General features: G+C 73.6%; 13 protein-coding genes and 2 pseudogenes. 8 read left to right on the top strand and 7 right to left on the bottom strand.

Annotation, left to right across the window (positions count from 1 at the left end):
* Positions 1-33 precede the first annotated feature (33 nt).
* The 3 genes from D7318_RS06840 to D7318_RS06830 all read right to left on the bottom strand — a co-directional run bounded on the left by D7318_RS06840 (position 34) and on the right by D7318_RS06830 (position 3,441).
* Complete coding sequence (locus tag D7318_RS06840) at positions 34-1,455, bottom strand: FGGY family carbohydrate kinase (protein WP_120695951.1); 1,422 nt, start codon at positions 1,453-1,455, stop codon at positions 34-36.
* Positions 1,456-1,670: 215 nt separating this feature from the next.
* Positions 1,671-2,885, bottom strand: coding sequence for a cation:proton antiporter (locus tag D7318_RS06835; RefSeq protein WP_120696101.1), 1,215 nt, complete (start codon positions 2,883-2,885; stop codon positions 1,671-1,673).
* Between the two features lie 76 nt (positions 2,886-2,961).
* Positions 2,962-3,441: a cation:proton antiporter regulatory subunit gene (locus tag D7318_RS06830; RefSeq protein WP_120695950.1), complete on the bottom strand. Its 480-nt coding sequence runs from the start codon at positions 3,439-3,441 to the stop codon at positions 2,962-2,964.
* A gap of 188 nt (positions 3,442-3,629) precedes the next feature.
* Between D7318_RS06830 and D7318_RS06825 the strand changes: the two are divergent.
* From D7318_RS06825 to D7318_RS33720, 7 genes and pseudogenes are all read left to right on the top strand, one after another.
* A pseudogene (locus tag D7318_RS06825) lies at positions 3,630-4,164 on the top strand (ArsR family transcriptional regulator).
* A gap of 138 nt (positions 4,165-4,302) precedes the next feature.
* Positions 4,303-4,828, top strand: a pseudogene (locus D7318_RS34890) (MFS transporter); the annotation flags it as partial.
* A gap of 220 nt (positions 4,829-5,048) precedes the next feature.
* Positions 5,049-5,834 (top strand): IclR family transcriptional regulator, encoded by a 786-nt coding sequence (locus tag D7318_RS06815; protein WP_120696100.1) that lies wholly within the window; start codon positions 5,049-5,051, stop codon positions 5,832-5,834.
* 143 nt (positions 5,835-5,977) lie between these two features.
* Positions 5,978-8,434, top strand: coding sequence for a GcvT family protein (locus D7318_RS06810; protein WP_120695948.1), 2,457 nt, complete (start codon positions 5,978-5,980; stop codon positions 8,432-8,434).
* A gap of 28 nt (positions 8,435-8,462) precedes the next feature.
* Positions 8,463-9,614, top strand: a complete 1,152-nt coding sequence (gene solA / locus D7318_RS06805) for an N-methyl-L-tryptophan oxidase (protein ID WP_120695947.1) — start codon at positions 8,463-8,465, stop codon at positions 9,612-9,614.
* Between the two features lie 2 nt (positions 9,615-9,616).
* Entirely contained in the window at positions 9,617-10,738 is a 1,122-nt protein-coding gene (locus tag D7318_RS06800) for an aromatic ring-hydroxylating oxygenase subunit alpha (protein WP_120695946.1), read from the top strand.
* Positions 10,739-11,009: 271 nt separating this feature from the next.
* Positions 11,010-13,814 carry a phosphoenolpyruvate synthase gene (locus tag D7318_RS33720; protein WP_230423488.1) on the top strand — a complete coding sequence of 935 codons (2,805 nt, stop codon included), beginning with the start codon at positions 11,010-11,012 and terminating at the stop codon, positions 13,812-13,814.
* Between the two features lie 31 nt (positions 13,815-13,845).
* Here the strand turns inward: D7318_RS33720 and D7318_RS06785 are convergent, their stop codons facing one another.
* From D7318_RS06785 to D7318_RS06775, 3 genes are all read right to left on the bottom strand, one after another.
* A complete protein-coding gene (locus tag D7318_RS06785) occupies positions 13,846-14,577 on the bottom strand; it encodes a hypothetical protein (protein ID WP_120695945.1) in 732 nt (243 codons plus the stop codon).
* A gap of 90 nt (positions 14,578-14,667) precedes the next feature.
* A complete protein-coding gene (locus tag D7318_RS06780; RefSeq protein WP_120695944.1) occupies positions 14,668-15,234 on the bottom strand; it encodes a TetR/AcrR family transcriptional regulator in 567 nt (188 codons plus the stop codon).
* Positions 15,235-15,369: 135 nt separating this feature from the next.
* The gene (locus D7318_RS06775; RefSeq protein ID WP_147437634.1) at positions 15,370-16,911 is read right to left on the bottom strand and encodes an amidohydrolase family protein; all 1,542 of its coding nucleotides are present in this window, start codon (positions 16,909-16,911) and stop codon (positions 15,370-15,372) included.
* 270 nt (positions 16,912-17,181) lie between these two features.
* On the opposite strand from D7318_RS06775, the gene D7318_RS06770 reads away from it, so the two are divergent.
* On the top strand, positions 17,182-17,817 hold the full coding sequence (locus tag D7318_RS06770; protein WP_120695942.1) for an NADPH-dependent F420 reductase: 636 nt from the start codon (positions 17,182-17,184) through the stop codon (positions 17,815-17,817).
* Between the two features lie 494 nt (positions 17,818-18,311).
* Here D7318_RS06770 and D7318_RS06760 read toward each other — a convergent pair whose 3' ends face one another.
* Positions 18,312-19,025, bottom strand: a complete 714-nt coding sequence (locus D7318_RS06760; protein ID WP_120695941.1) for a type 1 glutamine amidotransferase — start codon at positions 19,023-19,025, stop codon at positions 18,312-18,314.
* Between the last annotated feature and the right edge of the window lie 481 nt (positions 19,026-19,506).

Here is a 19,506-nt window from a genome sequence, read left to right as displayed (position 1 = left end):
GGGCGGCCACCCCCGGCGCGGGCAACGGCCGCCTCAGCCGAAAGCGTTCGGGTGCGTCTCGTCGCGCACCGCCGTGTACTGCTGGCGCACCGCCGTGCCGACCGCCGCGTCGTCGCCGACGTCCAGCGTCTCGCCGGGCGCCGAGGGCCACTCGGGCGGCGCCTCCTCGGTGAGCTTGCCGTCCGCGACGCCCTGCGACCACGCCGCCTGCCGGGCCGCGCCGAGCGCCGTGTAGTCGGCGGGGGCCGGGATCACCACCTGGGCGCCGAGGATCGCCGGGGCCAGCGTCTTGACCGCGGGCAGCTCGGCCGCCGCGCCCAGCAGGAAGACGCGGTCGATCCGCACCCCGCGCTCGCGCAGCACCTCCGCGGCGTCGGCCAGCCCGCACAGCATGCCCTCGAACGCCGCCCTCGCCAGGTGCTCCGGCTTCATGCTCTCCCGCCGCAGCCCCGCCAACGTCCCTGCGGTGTGCGGAAGTTCGGGGGTGCGTTCGCCCGCGAGATACGGCAGGAACACCAGCCCGTGCGCGCCGGGCGTCGAGGCGAGCGCCAGCTCGGACAGGCCGGGCAGGTCGCGCCCGAGCAGCTCGGCGGTGCCCCGCAGCACGCGGGTGGCGTTCAACGTCCGCACCACGGGGAGGTGCAGCCCCGTCGCGTCGGCGTAGCTCGTGATCGCGCCGCCGGGGTCGGTCAGCGCGTCGTCGTGCACCGCGCACACCGAGCCCGAGGCGCCGAGCGACACCACCGCGTCGCCCATGCCGACGCCGAGCCCGAACGCCGCCGCCATCGTCTCGCCCGTGCCCGCCGAGATCAGCAGGCCCTCGGGGGTGCGGCCCGCCGCCTCCGCGGGGCCGAGCACGTCGGGCAGCGCGACCGGGTGCCCGATGGCCAGCTCGGCCAGCTCGTGACGCCACGACTCCGACACCGCCGACCAGTACCCGGTGGTCGACGCGCCGCCCCGGTCCGTCGTCCAGCGGCGCGGGCGCCCGAGCAGCTGCCACACCAGCCAGTCCTGCGCCTGGAGAACGGCCGTGGCGCGCCGCGCGGCCTCGGGCTCCTCGCGGGCCAGCCAACGGAGTTGGGAGACGGGCTGGCTCGGTTGCGGTACCGAGCCGACCGCCTCGGCCCACGCCGCCTTGCCGCCCAGCGCGTCCACCAGGCCGAGCGCCGCCGACTGCGTCCGGTCGTCGCCGCCGGTCAGTGCCGGGCGGACGGGGTTGCCCTCGGGGCCGAGGGCGACCACGCCGTTCTGCTGCGCGGCCACACCGATGGCCGTGACGTCCTCGAGCAGCCCGCCGTCCGCCGCCTCACCGAGCGACAGCAGCCATGACTCCGGGGTCGCCTCACCGCTGGGGTGCTCCGCGTGCCCGTGCCTGACCACCTCCCCGGTGTCCGCGTCGCAGACGACAATGCGGGTGTATACGGACGAACTGTCAAGACCGGCGACCCATCCCATGAGAAAAGATGATGCCTCATCCTTTCGGACGAGTGGACCGGAACTCCCTCATGGGTGGTGGCCGCTCGGAAGGGGCCGGAGGCGAGGTGAGGGAGAGCGCTCTCCGCCAGCCAGAGGAGAGCGCTCTCCGGCACCGGTGGGAGAGCGCTCTCCCCAGCGGTTGGGGGAGCGCTCTCCAACGTCCATGGGGGCGAGGTGCCCGGGACCGAGATGCCTCAGACGCCGGTGCCCGCGGTCCGGATGTCGGGTACCACCTCGGACGCGTGCTCCGCGCTCTTGCGCCGTTCCCGCAGCCGCCGGGCGACCGGCTCGGTCCACCGCGTGGCGAACGGGCCCAGGATGACCAGGATCAGCACATACGCCGTGGCCACGGGCGCGATACGTGGCTCGGTCGCCGATGCGAGGCCCGCGATGACGATCGAGAACTCCCCGCGCGCCACCAGCGCGCCGCCCGCGCGGAACCTGCCGCGTGGTCCGATGCCCGCGCGCCGGGCCGCGTACCAGCCCGTCGCGATCTTGGTGCCCGCGGTGACCAGGGCCAGCAGCAGCGCCGGGACGAGCACCGGAGGGATGTCGGTCGGGTCGGTCGAGAGCCCGAAGAAGACGAAGAACACCGCAGCGAACAGGTCGCGCAGCGGCGTGAGCAGCCTGCGCGTCGTGTGCGCGACCTCCCCGGAGAGCGCGATCCCAACGAGGAACGCGCCCACCGCCGCCGACACCTGGAGCCGCTGCGCGACGCCCGCGACCAGCAGGGTCAGGCCGAGCACGACCAGGAGCAGCATCTCCGGGTTGTCCGACGAGACGGCCTTGCTGATGAAACGCCCGTGGCGCAGCGCCACGAACAGCGCGACGCCCGCCGTGCCCAGCGCGATGGCCAGCGTGACGCTGCCGCTCGCCAGGCCGACGCCCGCCAACACCGTTGACAGGATCGGCAGATAGATGGCCATGGTCAGGTCCTCGATGACCAGGATGCCGAGGATGACGGGGGTCTCGCGGTTGCCCAGGCGGTTCAGCTCGGTGAGGACCTTGGCGATGACGCCGGACGACGAGATGTAGGTGACGCCCGCGAGCGCCAGCGCGCCGACCGGACCCCAGCCGAGGAGGAGCGCGGCGATGGCGCCGGGTGTCGCGTTGAGGAGGAGGTCGACCACCCCGGAGGGATACTGTGTGCGCAGGCTGTCCACCAGCTCGTTGGCGGTGTATTCCAGGCCGAGCATCACCAGCAGGAGGATGACGCCGATCTCGGCGCCGACCTCGATGAAGCCCTCACTCGTGGACAGGGGCACAAGGCCGCCGTGGCCGAAGGCCAGGCCGACGAGGAGGTAGAGAGGGATGGGGGAGAGCCCGAGTCGCCCGGCCAGCCGTCCGACGATTCCGAGGCCGAGGACCACGGCCCCGAGTTCGATCAGCATGGTCGTGGTGTCGTGCACGATCACCGCACCTTTCCGTTAGCCGCGCCGCACCGGCGGCTGCAAGGTGCGGGTCGTGATCTTCGCCGGGTGTGCCTCACGAGCCCGCGATGATGTCGGCCAGATCGTCGACGCCCTCCCGGGTGCCGACGACCAGCAACGTGTCACCTGCCTCAAGCCGAAAGTCGGGCGCGGGGGACGGGTGTGCCCCCGTGCGGCGCAGCACGGCGACGATCGAGGCCCCGGTGCGGGTGCGGGCCTTGGTGTCGCCCATGGGCCGCCCCCGGTACGGGGAGTCGGGCTCGATGGGAATCCGCTCGGTGACCAGGTCGAGCCCGAACTCTCCGTCGGGCAGCACGCTTTCGGCGCGCTCAGGACCGATGATCGAGGCCAGCCGGGCGGCTTCCTCCGCATCCAGGGGGACGGTCCCCTGGCAGGAGTCGGGGTCCTCGGGGTCGTAGAACCCGATGAACCGCCGTCCGTCTTCGTGTGCCACGACCGAGATGTGCTGTCCACCCCGCGTGGCGATGTCGTACTGGGTGCCGACGCCGGGCAGGGGAGTTCGTCGCGTCACCATGACCGACCCTCCTCCCCGCTAGACGTCACGGGGAGTATAACGGCTCGGCTCGGCGGCTATTCCTCCGGTTTATTGTGCAGAATTCCTTTGCGGAAGATCTTTGCAAAGGAATCTTGGCAATCCGGCCTCACGGCATGACAGAGCCCCGAGAGCCCCGAGAATCCCCGGTGTCACGAGAGTCCTCAGCGCTGCGGGCGTCCTCGGCGTCGCGGGCGTCCGACCCGGCGCGCGGCGCCGACGTCGTCGTCCTCGACGCGCGCGGGCTGCGCGCGCTCGCCCACCCCGCGGCGGGCTTTGTCGAGGAGGACACCGAACGGGGCAACGCCCGTGACCGCTGGTGGCGTTCGGTGCACCGGATGACCAGGTTCGACAGCCGACGCCTGGCCGACGAGGAGCCCGAGGCCGCCCTGACCTGTCTGCGGTCGGTCGCCACGTCCTACGCGTTGCGCGGGCAGCAGGCGCTCGACGAGCCAGGCGCTCGACGAGCTGGAGACCATGCCCCAGGAGTGGCGTGACGTCTTCAGCATCGGCGACATGTTCCCGCGCCTCACCCCCGAGGAGGCGCGGCGGTTGACCGACGAGCTGCGCGCGGTCATCGGCGCGTACCGGCGCGACACCCGCGAGGAGCGGGCGACGGCGCCCGAGGGCGCGCAACGCGTCTCGATCGTGTCGCACATCCTGCCCGACCTGGAGGAGCCGCCGGGGTCAGGAGAGGGGAGATGAGCGAGGCCACCGCGCCGCTCACCGGGTTCGCCGACCCCGACCCCGGGGGTGCGCCCGGGCCCGCGCCCTCGGCGGCGCCCCGCGCCGGGTTCGGGTCGCTGGTCGGGCTGCTCGCCGTCCTGGTCGCGGGGGTGGGCCGCGACGCGAGGGCCTGGCGACCTGGCCAGGGCGGTCATGGTCCCCGAGGCGGCGGAACGGTGCGGCGTCCCGCTCGAACGGGCCACCGGCCTCTCCGGGGTCGTCGAACGCCTCGCCGCAACGATCGGCCCCGCGGCGGGCGGTGGACTCGTCGCGTGGCTCGGCCCTTTGGCGGGGCTGACGGTCAACGCCGCCTCATTCGCGCTGGGTTGGCTCATCGTCGCCGTGACGCTGCCCGCCGGGATGGGCGCGGTGCCGGGCGGGAGAAGCAAAGGCCGGGCCACTGGGCGCGGTTCGGGGAGGGGCTGGCGTTTCTCCGGTGCGACCGGCCGCTGTTGGCGGTGGTCGTGGTGATCGGCATCACCAACCTCCTCGACGCCGCCCTCAGCACCGTGCTGCTGCCCGTGTGGGCGCGGGAGTCCGGCAACGGCCCGCCGCGATCGGCCTGTTGGCGAGCGCGGGCGGCATCACCGCGGTGGTGGGCAGCCTGACGGCGGCGGCGATCGGGCACCGGCTGCGGCGTCGCCCCGGCCCTCCTGATCGGCGGCGTGGCCTACTTCCTCACCACCACGTTGACGGCGCTGCGCCCCGAGTGGCGCGACATGGACAGGACCCGCCGGGGCCACGACGCGACGGGTGACGCGATGCGCGACCGAACGCCCGACCGAACGTGCGTCAGGGGTCCGATGCCGGGCGCCGCATACGATGGCGTCCAGGGAAGGCCGCAGGGGCGGGGGGAACGGACGATGGCAGACGGAGCGGACGACCGGCGCGGGTCGGCCGGATCCGTGCAGTCGGTGGAGCGCGCGGTGGCCCTGCTCGAGGTGCTCGCCCGCAGCGGCGCGTCCGGAGTGACCGAGATCGCCGACGAGTTGGGGGTGCACAAGTCGACCGCGTCCCGGCTGATCGGGGTCCTGGAGAGCCGCGGCCTGGTGGATCAGGAGAAGGAGCGCGGCAAGTACTTCCTCGGCGTCGGGATCCTGCGCCTCGCCGGAGCCGCCGCCATGCGCCTCGACATCTCGCAGGAGAGCGCTCCCGTGTGCCGCCTGCTGGCCGAGGAGACGGGCGAGACCGCCAACGTGGCCGTGCTCGACGGCGACGCCGCGGTCAACATCATGCAGGCGCGCGGCAGGGCCGAGGTCTCGGCCTACAACTGGCTCGGCCGCCGCACCCCGTTGCACGCCACCGCCAGCGGAAAGGTGCTGCTCGCCGCGCTGCCCGCGAACGTCAGGGACGGCCTCATGACCGGCGAGCGGGAGCGTTTCACCCGCCGCACCGTGACCGCACCGGCCGCGCTCCGCGCGGAGATCGCCCAGGTCGTCGCCGCCGGATTCGCCGTCACGCGCGAGGAGTTGGAGGAGGGGCTGAGCGCGGTCGCGGCCCCGGTTCGCCGCTTCGACGGGACGGTGATCGGGGCGATCGGCGTCTCGGGACCCGTGTACCGGATGGGCGAGGAGCGGCTGTCCGAGCTGGCCGAGAGCTGCACCGCGGCGGGCGACGAGCTGTCCCGGCGCATGGGCTTCGGCGGCTGACTCCCGGGCCGGGATCCCGTTCGTTTCCAGGCTTTTACGGTGCGTCAACATTCCTCTCTTGACAGTGACCCCGCCCGATCCCACCCTGTTTCGCAAGGCGCAACGCACTGCGCCATGCGCAACGCACGGTGAGAGGAGCGGGCATGGCGGCAGAGACGGGACCGCGGGTCGTCGTCATCGGGGCGGGCATCGTCGGGTGCGCGCTGGCCGACGAGTTGACCGCCCGCGGGGTGCGGGACGTCACCGTGCTCGACCGGGGGCCGCTGTTCGCCGGGCCGGGGTCCAGCTACCACGCGCCCGGCCTGGTCTTCGCGACCAGCCCCGCCCGTGTGTTGTCGATGTTCGCCCGCTACACGATCGACAAGTACCGCTCCCTCGGCTGCTTCGCGTCCGTCGGCGGCCTCGAGGTCGCCACCACCGAGGAACGCGCGGCCGACCTGTACCGCAGGGCCGGGCTCGCCGCCTCGTGGGGCGTCGCGGCCGAGCCCGTCACCGCGCGGCGGTGCGCCGAGCTGTGGCCGCCGTTGGATCGCGCTCTCCTGCTCGGCGGCCTCCACACTCCCGACGACGGACTCGCCGACGCGGCCCTGGCCTGCCGGAAGCAGGCGGAGAGCGCTCTCCGCCGGGGTGCGGCGTTCCATGGCCACCACACCGTCACCGCCGTGGAACGCGGGCCCGGCGGCGTCACCGGCGTGGTCACCGACCGCGGCTCGTTCGCCGCCGATGTCGTCGTCTCGGCCGCGGGCTTCTGGGGCCCGGTGATCGGCGCGATGGCCGGGGTCACCGTGCCGCTCCAGCCGCTCGCCCACCAGTACGCCAGGACCGCGCCGCTGCCGGGGCTCGACCGGACCGCCCGCCTGCCGATCCTGCGCCACCAGGACCGCGACCTGTATGTGCGGCAGCACGGCGACCGCCTCGGCATCGGCAGCTATGCCCACCGGCCCATGCCCGTCGACCCGTTCGACCTGACGGCCTCCGAACTGCCCTTCAGCGCCGATGAGTTCGCGCCCTCCTGGCGGGACGCGGCCCTGCTGGTACCGGCGTTGGCCGACTCGGCCGTCGAGCACGGCTTCGACGGGGTCTTCTCGTTCACACCCGACGGCATGCCGCTGATCGGCGAGGTCGCGGACGTGCCGGGGCTGTGGCTCGCCGAGGCGGTGTGGGTGACGCACTCGGCCGGTGTCGCCCGCGCCGTCGCCGAGTGGCTCGTCGACGGGCGGCCCTCCACCGACGTCCACGCGTGCGATGTGAACCGCTTCCACGACGTCCAGCTCTCCCCGCGTTACATCGCCGAGCGCGGCGCGCGGAACTTCGTCGAGGTCTACGACGTCATCCACCCGCTCCAGCCGATGGAGCGGCCCCGGCCGCTGCGCACCAGCCCTTTTCACCCGCGCCACCTCGAACTCGGCGCGTACCACCTGGAGTCGGGCGGCTGGGAGCGCCCGCACTGGTTCGAGGCCAACGCCCCGCTCGCCGACGCGCTTCCGCCGGGCGCCGCCCCGGCGCGCGACCCCTGGGCCGCGCGCCACTGGTCGCCGATCGTGGCCGCGGAGGCGCTGGCCACGCGGGAGCGCGTCGGGCTGTTCGACATGACCCCGCTCACCCGCCTCGACGTCAGGGGGCCGGGGGCGCTGGCGTTCCTGCGGCGGCTGACCACCGGGCGCGTGGACCGCCGGGTCGGCGCGGTCGTCTACGCCCTGCTGCTCGACCACGCCGGGGGCATCCGCTCCGACATCACCGCCGCGCGCCTGGGCGACGACCACTGGCAGATCGGCTGCAACGGCCCGCTCGACCTCGACTGGCTGCGCCGCCACCTGCCCGAGGACGGCTCGGTCGCCGTCACCGACATCACGGCGGGCACCTGCTGCGTCGGCGTGTGGGGCCCCGAGGCCGTCGCCCTGGTCCAGCCGCTCGCGGACATCGACGTCTCGCACGCGGCGTTCCGCTACTTCACCGCGCGGCGCGTCCACATCGGCCATGTCCCGGTCACCGCGCTGCGGGTGAGCTATGTCGGTGAGTCGGGCTGGGAGCTGTACACGACCGCCGACCTCGGCCTGCGTCTGTGGGACACGCTGTGGGAGGCGGGGCGGCGGCTCGGCGCCGTCGCGGCGGGGCGCGGGGCGTTCGAGAGCCTGCGCCTCGAGAAGGGCTACCGCGCCTGGGGCACGGACATGACGGCCGAGCACGACCCGTACGAGGCGGGGCTCGGCTTCGCGGTGCGGCGCGAGGAGGGGAACGGCGAGGGGTTCATCGGGGGGAGAGCGCTCTCCCGTAAACGGAGAGCGCTCTCCCACCCGTCCGGGGCCACCGCCGAACGACGGCTCGCGTGTCTCACGTTGGACGACCCCACCGCGATCGTGCTCGGCGATGAGCCGGTGTACGCGGGCGACGGGGCGCGCGAGGGCGGTTCGCCGGTCGGATACGTCACGAGCGCGGGCTACGGGCACACGGTCGGCCGCGCCATCGCCTACGCCTGGCTCCCCGCCGACCTCGCGGTCCCCGGCACCGGCGTGCACATCGCGTACTTCGGCGAGAAGGTGCCGGCCACCGTCCGCGCCGAGCCGCTGTTGGACCCTGAGATGGCACGCATCCGCCGCTAGGCGGGGGATTTCCACGAGGAGGAGAGTCATGGCCACCGGTTACGACGTCATCGTGCTCGGCCTCGGCGGCATGGGCAGCGCCGCCGCCGACCACCTGGCCGCGCGGGGCGCGCGCGTCCTCGGCCTTGAGCGGTTCGGCCCGGTCCACGACCGCGGCTCGAGCCACGGGGGTTCGCGCATCACGCGGCAGTCCTACTTCGAGGGCGCCGCCTACGTTCCGCTGTTGCTGCGCAGCTACGAGCTGTACGCGCGCCTGGAGCGTGAGGCGGGCGACGAGGTGGCGGTGCTGTGCGGCGGCCTGATGATCGGCCGCCCCGAGAGCCGCACCGTCTCGGGCAGCCTCGCCTCGGCCGTCGCCCATGACCTGCCGCACGAGATGCTGGACGCCAAGGAGATCCGCGCCCGTTTCCCCACGTTCGCGCCCGGCGACGACGAGGTGGCGCTCTACGAGGCGAGGGCCGGGCTGCTGCGCCCCGAGGTGACGGTGGGCGCGCAGCTGAAGCTCGCCACGGCGGCGGGCGCCGACCTGCGGTTCGAGGAGCCGGTCACCTCTTGGAGAGCGCTCTCCCAGGGCCGCGGGGTCAGCGTCACCACCCCGCGCGGCACCTACACCGCGGGCCATCTCGTGGTGACCCCTGGCGCCTGGGCCCCCGAGCAACTGGCCGACCTCGGCGTCCCGTTCACCATCGAGCGGCAGATCATGTACTGGTTCGAGCCCGAAGGCGGCGTCGGCCCCTATGTCCCCGAGCGACATCCCATCTACATCTGGGAGGACACGGCGGGCGAGCAGGTCTACGGCTTCCCCGCGATCGAAGGGCCCGGCGGCGGCGCGAAGGTGGCGTTCTTCAGGAAGGGCAGCACGTGCACCCCTGACACCATCGACCGCACCGTGCACCCGCACGAGGTCGCCGAGATGGCCGCCGCGGCCGCGGCGCGGCTGCAGTCCCTGCCGGGAAGGCTCCTGCGGGCTGTCACCTGCATGTACACCACGACGCCCGACGAACACTTCGTGATCGCCCCGCACCCCGCGCACGAGGCCGTCACCGTGGCCTGCGGGTTCTCGGGGCACGGCTTCAAGTTCGTCCCCGTCGTCGGCGAGATCCTCGCCGACCTGGCCCTCACCGGCGCGACGGCGCACCCCATCGCGCTGTTCAGGCCGGACCGGCTGGGAGGCCGGTAGCCATGACCACGTCGCCGCTCACCCCCGCCGGACTGCTGCCCACCCTGCCGGGCCGCGCCTACACCGACCCCGAAACGTTCCGCCGCGAGCAGGAGTCGATCTTCGAAGCCCGCTGGTTCTGCGCGGTGCGCGCGGGGGACCTGCTGACGCCCGGCTCGTTCCGCACGGTCACCGTGGGGCGCGAGAGCGTCCTGATCACCCGCGCGCGCGACGGCGCGCTGCGCGCGTTCCTCAATGTGTGTCGCCACCGGGGCGCGCGGTTGTGCACGGAGGAGTCGGGACAGGTGCGGCGCAACCTCCGCTGCCCGTACCACGCCTGGACCTACGCGCTGGACGGCCGCCTGGTCGCCGCGCCGAACCTTCGCGACCTGCCGGGCCTCGACCGTTCCGCGTACGGCCTGGTCGACGTGGCGCTGCGGGAGTGGATGGGCTACGCCTGGGTGTGCCTTGCGGAGGAGCCGCCGTCGTTCGACGAGACCGTTGTCGGCTCGGTCGCGTCGCGTCTGGGCGACGCGGACGCGGTCGGGCGCTACCGGCCCGAGGACCTGGTGCTCGGCAGGCGCATCGGCTATGACGTCAGGGCCAACTGGAAGCTGATCGTCGAGAACTTCATGGAGTGCTACCACTGCGCCACGATCCACCCCGAACTGGTCGCGGTGCTCCCGGAGTTCGCCGGAGGGTACGCGGCGCAGTCGCAGGTGGGGCACGGTGCGGAGTTCGCCGCGGGGGCCGAGGGGTTCACCGTGGACGGTGGGCCCGGCTTCGGCCGCCTGCCCGGCCTGGCCGACGAGCAGGACCGGCGTTACTTCGCCGCGACCGTTCGCCCGCAGGTCTTCCTCAACCTCGTGCCGGACCACGTCATCCTGCACCGCATGTTCCCGCTTGCGGCCGACCTGACGCGGGTGGAGTGCGACTGGCTGTACGCGGCGGAGGTGATCGACGCGGGCGCCGATGTCTCGTCGTCGGTCGAGCTGTTCCACCGGGTCAACGAGCAGGACTTCGCCGCGTGTGAGCGGACCCAGCTCGGGATGCACTCCCGCGCGTACGGGCGTGGCGGGGTGCTGGTGCCCACGGAGCACCACATCACCGAGTTCCATCGGTGGGTGCTGGGGCTGCTGGCGTGAGGCGTGCCCTCGCGGGGCGGCCGGTGAGGGAGAAAGACAGAGGCAGGGAGAACGCTCTCCCTGCCACTCTCAACGTATAGCGCGCCCCGGGGCTTGCCGCAAGCCCCGGGTCACGGCGCAGAATCGTCGGCCGATCCCACAACCAGCGGAAATGGGGGCACGACGTGCCGATGAGAACGTGCGCGACAAGGGGTTCGACGGAGCGGCGGACGCCGGTCGTCCGATCGGCCACCGCGGCGCGGCGGAGCGCGGCCGCCTCGGAGGTGTCGCGATGACCGAGCGGTACGTGGTGGATCTTCACGAGGTCGACGAGACCCGGGTCGCGGCCGTCGGCGGCAAGGGCGCGCACCTGGGCGGGCTGTCGCGGATCGAAGGCGTTCGCGTGCCGGGTGGCTTCTGTGTGACGACGGACGCCTTCCGGCGGATCACGGCGGAGGCGCCGTCGATCGACGATCGGCTCGATCAGTTGTCGCGCGTGAACCCGGACGACCGGGAGGCGATCCGCACGCTCAGCGCGCGGACGCGTCGAACCATCGAAGAGATCGCCGTCCCCGGCGATCTCGCGGCGGCGATCACCCGCGCGCTCGCCCGGCTCGGCGAGCACGCCGCCTACGCCGTCCGATCGAGCGCGACGGCGGAGGACCTGCCGACGGCCTCCTTCGCCGGTCAGCAGGACACCTACCTGAACGTCATGGGGCCGAAGGCGGTCCTCCGGCACGTCAGCCGGTGCTGGGCCTCGCTGTTCACCGAACGGGCCGTGACCTACCGCCGACGGAACGGCATCGACCACCGCACCGTTCACATGGCCGTGGTCGTGCAGCGGATGGTCTTCCCGCGGGCGGCGGGCGTCCTGTTCACGGCCGACCCCGTCACGGGCAGCCGGAAGGTCGCCACCGTGGACGCCGGGTTCGGCCTCGGCGAGGCCCTGGTCTCGGGTCTGGTGAGCCCCGACGTCTTCAGGGTGCGGGACGGCGAGGTCGTCGCCAGGGCGATCGCCGCGAAACGGCGTGCCGTGCACGCCCTGCCGACCGGCGGCACGCGGGACGTGGCGATCGACGCGCGGCGGCGGGAGGAGCCCGCGCTGACGGACGCGCAGGTCGTGCGGCTCGTGGAGCTGGGGCGGCGGATCGAGGCGCACTTCGGGCGCCCGCAGGACATCGAGTGGTGCCTGGCCGACGACGGCTTCCGGATCGTTCAGAGTCGGCCGATCACGACGCTGTTCCCCGTCCCCGTCCCCGTCCCTGTTCTCGTCCCCGTCCCTGAGACCGGCGACCAGGGGCAACGCGTCTATGTCTCCGTCGGCCACGGGCAGATGATGACCGACCCCATGAGACCCCTGGGGCTCTCCATGTGGCAACTGACGGCCATGGTGCCGATGCACGAGGCGGGCGGGAGGCTGTTCGTCGACGTCACCCGGCGGCTGGCCTCGCCCGCGAGCCGCGCCGACCTCCTGGATGCCCTGGGGCGAGGCGATCCGCTGATCAGGGACGCCCTGGAGACCGTCGTCGACCGCGGCGATGTCGTCCCTTCGCTCCCGGACGCGGGTCCCGGCGGGCCACCGGCCGGTGGTGCGCCCGCGCCGATCGAGACCGATCCGGCCATCGTCACCGAGCTGATCGAGCGCGACCGGGCGTCCGTCGCCGCCCTGGAGCGTGACATCGGGACGAAGACGGGGCCCGCGCTGTTCGACTTCCTGCTCGAGGCGTTCGACGAGCACAAGCGAGTGCTCGGCGATCCGTTGAGCCTTCAGGCGATCATGGCGGGGATGGAGGCCACCTGGTGGCTCAACGACAGGCTGTGGGAGTGGCTGGGCGAGAAGAACGCGGCCGACACGCTCACGCTGTCCGCCCCCGACAACGTCACGTCGGAGATGGGACTCGCGCTGCTCGACGTCGCGGATGTGATCCGCCCGCATCCTGAGGTGGTGGCGTTCCTGCGCGGTCTCTCGGGTGAGCGCTCTCCGGGCGGAGGCCTCCCCGGCGGGGGCCTCCCCGGCGGGGGCCTCTTGGGTGAGCGCTCTCCGAGCGAGAGCTTTCTGGGTAAGCGCTCTCCAAGGGAGGACTTCTCGGGTGAGCGCTCTCCGAGTGGGGGCCTCTTGGGTGAGCGCTCTCCCGGCGAGGGCTTCCTGGACGAGCTGGTGAAGCTGCCGGGCGGGGTCGAGGCGCGCGACGCCATGGAGGCCTATCTCGACCGGTACGGCATGCGCTGCGTCGGCGAGATCGACATCACGAGGCCGCGGTGGCGCGAGCGCCCCACCGAGCTCGTGCCCGCGATCCTCGACAATGTCAGGAACTTCGCGCCCGGCGCCGCCGAGCGGCGCTTCGAGCAGGGCCGGGAGAGGGCGCGGAAGAAGGAACAGGACGTGCTGTCACGCTTGCGGGCCCTGCCGGACGGGGACCGGAGAGCCGACGAGGCCAAGCTGATGATCGACCGGGTCAGAACGTTCATCGGGTACCGGGAGTACCCGAAGTACGGCATCGTGAGCCGCTACTTCGTCTACAAACGGGCCCTGTGGGAGGAGGCCGGGCGCCTCGTGCGGGCCGGCGTGCTTGCCGAGCGGGAGGACATCTTCTACCTCACGTTCCATGAGCTCCACGGCGTCGTGCGCTCGCACCGGGTGGATGACCAGCTCATCCGGCGGCGCAAGGACGCGTTCCGGTCGTACCACGCGCTCACGCCGCCGCGGGTGCTCACCTCGGACGGCGAGGTCTTCAGCGGGGCGTACCGGCGCGACGACGCGCCGGTCGGCGCCCTGATCGGCCTGCCGGTCTCCGCCGGGACCGTCGAGGGGAGGGCCCGCGTCGTCCTCGACATGGCGGAGGCCGACCTGGCGGCGGGCGACATCCTGGTCACGACCTTCACCGACCCCAGCTGGACGCCGCTGTTCGTCGGGGTCGCGGGCCTGGTGACGGAGGTGGGCGGCCTGATGACCCATGGCGCGGTGATCGCCAGGGAGTACGGCCTGCCCGCCGTCGTGGGTGTGGAGCGGGCCACCCGGCTGATCCGGGACGGGCAGCGGATCCGCGTGCACGGGACCGACGGGTATGTCGAGATCCTGCCGACGCCGAGCGGCTGATGACCGCCCCGCCCCTGGTGGCGGCCCGGGGTCAGCCGCCGTCGCCCCGCCGCCCGCACGGCACCTCGTCGACGCTCTCCATCCGCGCGTACAGCACCTGTTCGTTGATCTCCAGGTTGTTGATCACCTTCAGGCACGCCACGATGCCGTTGCCCACCAGCTCCTCGGTGACCTCGCCGTACTCGACCTGGAGCAGTGTGTTGGGCGCGCGGTCGTCGAGGGGTGGGCCCGCGGGGGCGCGCCATGTGCCCTCCGCGCCGATCTCCGTCGCGGCGCGCAGCGCGAACGCGATGCTGTGGGCCTTCGCGCGCGGCACGGTGATGGTCAGCAACTCCCGTCCCACGCGGTTGAGATAGACCCCGTCCTCGGGCGTGCCGAAGAGCAGGGCATGCAGCATGTCCTTGGCCTCGTGCAGGAGTTCGGCGCCCGCCGCCGACCGGCGCTCGGGCCCGATCAGCTCGCCGCCCTTGGCGGGGGGCCCGATCAGCAGGCCCTCGGCCTCCATCCCCTCGCGGGTCAACGCCCGGTAGCGCTCGACCAGTTCGGCGAGGGCGGCGACGTCGAGGCCCGGGTCCCCGACCGTGCCCGCGGGGGCGCGGAGGGCGGGCGCCGACGGGGAAGCGGCGGGGCCGAGCGTCTCGCCGAGCAGCTGGTCGACGAGCCACGCCCGGGGGCGCCCGGCCAGCTCCTTCCGGACGCGTTCCCTCAACTCCCCGTCCAGCTCCTGCCGGATCCGACCGATGATCTCCTGGATGCCGCTCATGCGCCGGACGGTAAGGGCGCCGGGCCCCCGCCACCCCACGCCGCACGGTCAAACCACCCGGACGGGTCACAGGGGCGCGCGCCGCCGCGCTCAGGGGTGGCGGATGCCCTCGTTCAACGTCCTGGTCCAGGGCGCGTCGACCTCGTCCGCGCCGAGCGAGACCACCAGGTGACACAGCGTCCCGACGGCGAAGAAACGCTGCACCTCGGCGTCCGAGCCCCCCGACGCGCCGCGCACATACTCCACGAGGCGCGCGTACCCGGCGCGCATCCCCTCGCGCACCGCAGGCTCGGAGACGGCCGCTGCCTGCCCGTGCAGCTGGACGAGCAGCAGGTCCCGGTCCCTGATCAGCTCCGCGTAGGCCAGGCCCATCGCCGAGAGCACGGCCTCGGGAGAGCTGCCGTCGGCCCGCGCGGCCCCCGCCTCGAGGGCGGCGCGCACGCGGGCGAAGCAGTGCGCCACGACGGCGACGAACAGTGTCTCCTTGTCGGGGAACAGCCGGTAGACATAGGCCTGCGAGATGCCCGCGCGCTTGGCGACGTCGACGGTCGAGGTGCCGAAGTACCCGCGGGCGGCGAACGCGCCGATGGCCGTGGCGAGCACGGTCTCGCGGCGTTCCTCCGCGGTAGAGAGTCGGCGTCGGGAGGTGGTGGACATGTGAGTATTCAATCACTCATGGCTCAGGCGTCAAGCGGGGCGGGAGGTCGAGGGCCCGGACCGCCCGCCGTTGACGGGGGCGGACGCCGGGCCCTCGGGATGAGTGATCGACCAGTGCGAACGGTGGCCCTGGCGTCAGACCGCCCAGTCGGGGAGGTTGCCCGCGCGCCGCTCCGCGAGGCGTTCCGGCAGGTCGTCCGGGCGGTCGAGGCGCGGCCCGCCCTCGCGTTCCATCGCGTCCCGCAGGCGCCGCGCCGCCGCGTCGATCAATCCCATCACGCTCGGCGCGTCTCGCCGCGTCAACTGCCCATCCCGTTTGAGGACTTCGCCGTCCACCAGCACCGCGTCCACGTCACCTGGCCCGCAGTGCAGGACCACCGTGGCGAACGGGTCCGTCACGGGGCGGTGGTAGAGCCGGTCGTGCCGCAGCAGCACGAGGTCGGCCGCCTTGCCCGGCTCGAGCGACCCCGTCACCTCGCCGAGGCCCAGCGCCCGCGCCCCGCCGAGCGTCGCCAGGTGCAGCACGTCGCGCGGCCGCACCGCCGTGCCGCGCAGCGCCCCGACGCCGCCCGAGGCCAGCCGCCGCTCCGCGCTGCGGCCGTTCTCGCACTGCATCGCGAGCCGCATCTGCGCGAACAGGTCGCCCGAGTTGTTCGACTGGATGTCCGTGCCGAGCCCCACCGTCACCCCCGCCGCCATGGCGCGCGCGAACACCGGGTGGCCCAGGCCCATCTGGAGCTCCGTCTCCACCGTGCTCGCCACCGCCGCGCCCGACTCGGCCAGCCACCGCAGCTCCTCGTCCGTGCTGCTCGTGGCGTGCGCGTGCAGCTGGAGCGGGCCGAGCAGCCCGTCGTGGCGCAGCCACGCGATCTCGCGCGGGGCGTCGGGCCCGCCGAACACGTTGGTGTGCGCCGTCAGCAGCACCCCGAGCTCCCTGGCAAGCCGGAACTCCCCCCGCGTGGTCTCCCATGGGACGCTGCCGATCTCGTTGGCCGCGAGGCCCATCACCACGCGGGCGGCGGGGGCTCCGCCGGTGCGGAGACCGGTGCGGACGCCGGTGCGAAGACCGGTCGGGAGGTCGGCCGAAGGGCCGGTCGGGAGGTCGGCGGGGGAGTCGGCGGGGAAGTAGGTGCCGCGGACACGTTCCACGTCGGCCATCCGGTGCCGTTCGCTCGGGAACGCGCTCTCCGCGGCGGGCGGGGTGGCCAGCCCGTAGGCCCATACGGCGCGGATGCCGGACTCGCGGATGCCGTTGACCCCCGCGTCGGCGTGGTCGGGCGTCGTGATGACGTGCGCCACGTCGATCGTCGTGGTGGTGCCCGCCTCGAGCGCGGCGAGCGCGCCCGCGAGCGTGCCCGCGTGCACGTCGTCGGGGCTGTGCAGCGCGGTGTGGTGCAGCCGCATCGACCACAGCATGTCCATGAGGTCCCACTCGGCGGTCAGCCCGCGCATCGTCGTCTGCCACAGGTGGTGGTGCGCGTCGACGAAGCCGGGCAGGACGAAACGGCCCGTCGCGTCCAGCACCTCGGCGCCTTCGGGAGCCGTGGCGCCGCTCGGCCTGATCTCCGCGATCCGCCCCTCGGCCACCACCACGTCGGCCCGCTCGAACCGCCCGGTCGCCGGCGGCCCGACCAGCACCGTTCCGCCCCTGATGACCATGCTCCCCGGTCCTGTCACCGTTCGCTCCTCACCGTTGACTCCTCACCGTTCGCCTCACCGTTCGCTCCGTCCCGGCCCGCGGGCCCGCGCCCGAGGGCCCGCGCTCGAGGGCCCGCGCTCGACGGTCTCCATGGCCCGGCCCCATCGTCACCGCGCCCGCGCCCCGCGCCGGGGCGAATTGCCCGCGTCGGACCCAGGAGTACGCCAACGGTCCCCGTCCGGTGGTCCCGCGCGGGCTCCGCCTTCCGCCCGATCCGGCGCGCGGGGGCGGCTGGTTACCGTCGCGGCATGCGCATAGGAATCCTCGGCACAGGAAACGTCGCCCGCGCCCTCGCCACCGGCTGGGCCGCCGCGGGACACGAGGTCGTCCTCGGCTCCCGCCGCCCCGGCGACCGCCGGAGCCTGCCCGCACCCGTCGCCGGGCTCACCGGGACGGCCGAACGGAGCGAGGTCGTCGTCAACGCCACCCCCGGCACCGCCTCCCTCGACGTGCTGGCCGGGATCGGGCCGGGCCCGCTGGCGGGGAAGCCGTTGATCGACATCGGCGTCGGGTTCACCGACGACGGCGCGTTGGCCCACCGGGACGTGTCGCTCGGCGAGCTGATCCAGCGCGCGCTCCCCGAGACGGCCGTGGTCAAGACGCTGGCCACGGTCGACGCCGAGGTCATGCGCGCCCCCGGCGTGGTCGCGGGGCCCAGCACGGTCTTCCTGTCGGGCGACGACGCGGCGGCCAAGGAGACGGTGGGCGGCCTGCTCGGCGACCTCGGCTGGCCCCCCGCCGCCCGCCTCGACCTGGGCGGCATCGCGACGGCCCTGGGCCAGGAGTTCTACGCGACGCTGTTCATCGGCATCGCGGGGGCGCTCGGCACGCACGTGTTCAACATCAACGTCATCCCGCGCGCCCGGTCCCAGGCGTCGCCCTGACCCAAGTGGCGTGCGCGCTCGTCGCGGGCGGGATCGGCGGGGCCGTCACGTTGCACGACCTGGGGTGCCGGGAGCCTTCGGGCGAGGCGCGCCGCTGGGCTGACGATCCGGTCGGCGGGGCCGCCGCTGAACGCCCGGCACGGGGCCCGTCGTCGGACGTTCCTTCAGCCCCGCCCGCGGTCCCCCGGCTCGGCCGTGGCCGAGAGCACAGGGAACGCGACGGTGACGCACCACCGCGGATTCCCCTGTGTTTCCCGCCGGTTGACCGCGGGGCGCGCTCAGCACCCGCCGCCGCCGTCGCCCCCACCGCCGCCGTCTCCGCCGCCCCAGCCGCTTCCGCCGCCGTGGTGCGAGCCGCCGCTACCGCCTCCCGCCCCCCTCGCGAGAACGATCAGAAAGACCAACGCGCCCAGGAGCCAAAGGATTTCCATCCGTGCCTCACCCCCACCCGAGCCGACGCCGCCGTTCCCCGCCCCGGTTCCCTCGGCCGCGCCTCAGCCGCGATTCCTGGCCAACGCCGCGAAGCGCAGGGCCACTTCGCGCCAGACCTCGGTGAGGGCCGCCTCGTCCGCCGCGGCGCGGCGGCGCAGCTCCTCGCGGTCCACCCCGTGGCGTTCGAGGCGCTCGGCGGACCACAGGGCGATGCGCTCCGGGCTGCTCTCCGGGTGGAACTGCACGCCCCATGCCGCCGTGCCGACCCGGAAGGCCTGGTAGGGGCACCGCTCGCTCCGCGCCAACCACCGTGCGCCCTCCGGGAGTCGGACGATCGCGTCCACGTGGTTCTCGATCGCGGGGGGATGCGCGGGCAGCCCGTGGAACAGCGGGTCGTCGGCCGCCTCGGCGCGCAGCGTCAGGCGCGTGCTGCCGAACTCCGGCTCGCCGTACTCGGGTTGCACGGCTCCCCCCGCGACCGTCGCCAGCATCTGGCCGCCCAGGCAGATCCCGACCATCGGGATCTCCCGGTCCAGCGCGTCCCGCACCAGCCCGCGCGCCGTCGCGAGCCAGGGCGCCCGCGCGTCGTCGTCCGGCAGATAGGCGCCGCCGAGGACGAGCAGCGCCGCGTGCTCGAGCCTGTCGGGCAGCGGCTCCCCCGCGTAGGGGCGCACGACGCGCAGGTCGAGCCCGCCCTCCGCGAGCCATGCGCCCCACCGCCCCGGGCCGCCGCCAGGGGTGTGCTGAACGACCAGCGTCTCGGTCGTGTGAGCCATGCGTCCGCTCCCGTCCGCGGTGCGTCGGATCGTGGCCGGTCGGGCCGAGTCGCACTGTAGGCGTTCGACCGCCTCGGGGGTAACCACCCGCCCGCGCACGGTACTTGGGGTGGGGCTGCCCCGGTGCGACATCCGGGGTCGCGGGGTCGCGTATTCCGCGGGGCGGCCCGAATGTGCAATTTACGCGCCCCCGTGAACAACGGTGGTGGTGTGGAGTGGGGCCGCCGCACAATGCGCGCTGTGGCCGATGCCTTCCGTATGCCATAATCCGTCACTGTCCAGGGAAGGGTGATCGCGGCGCCGCGGAAATCCGCTTCCGGGAAATAGGTGAGGGTGAGACTCCAGGGGGCGGAGGTACTCAGGTCGGCATGGGGGTCCTTATGCGTTGTTCGCCGCCGCGCGGGCGGGTATCCGGCGGCCGCGAGCCGATCCGGCGGTGGGCGGCCGAAAGGTTTTCGGTGAGCCGGGTGAGCCCCGCTTC

Source organism: Streptomyces radicis (genome assembly GCF_003626575.1).
GTDB lineage: Bacteria > Actinomycetota > Actinomycetes > Streptomycetales > Streptomycetaceae > Streptomyces > Streptomyces radicis.
Note: the sequence above shows the minus strand (reverse complement) of the source record. Positions and strands in the feature narration are given on the sequence as shown.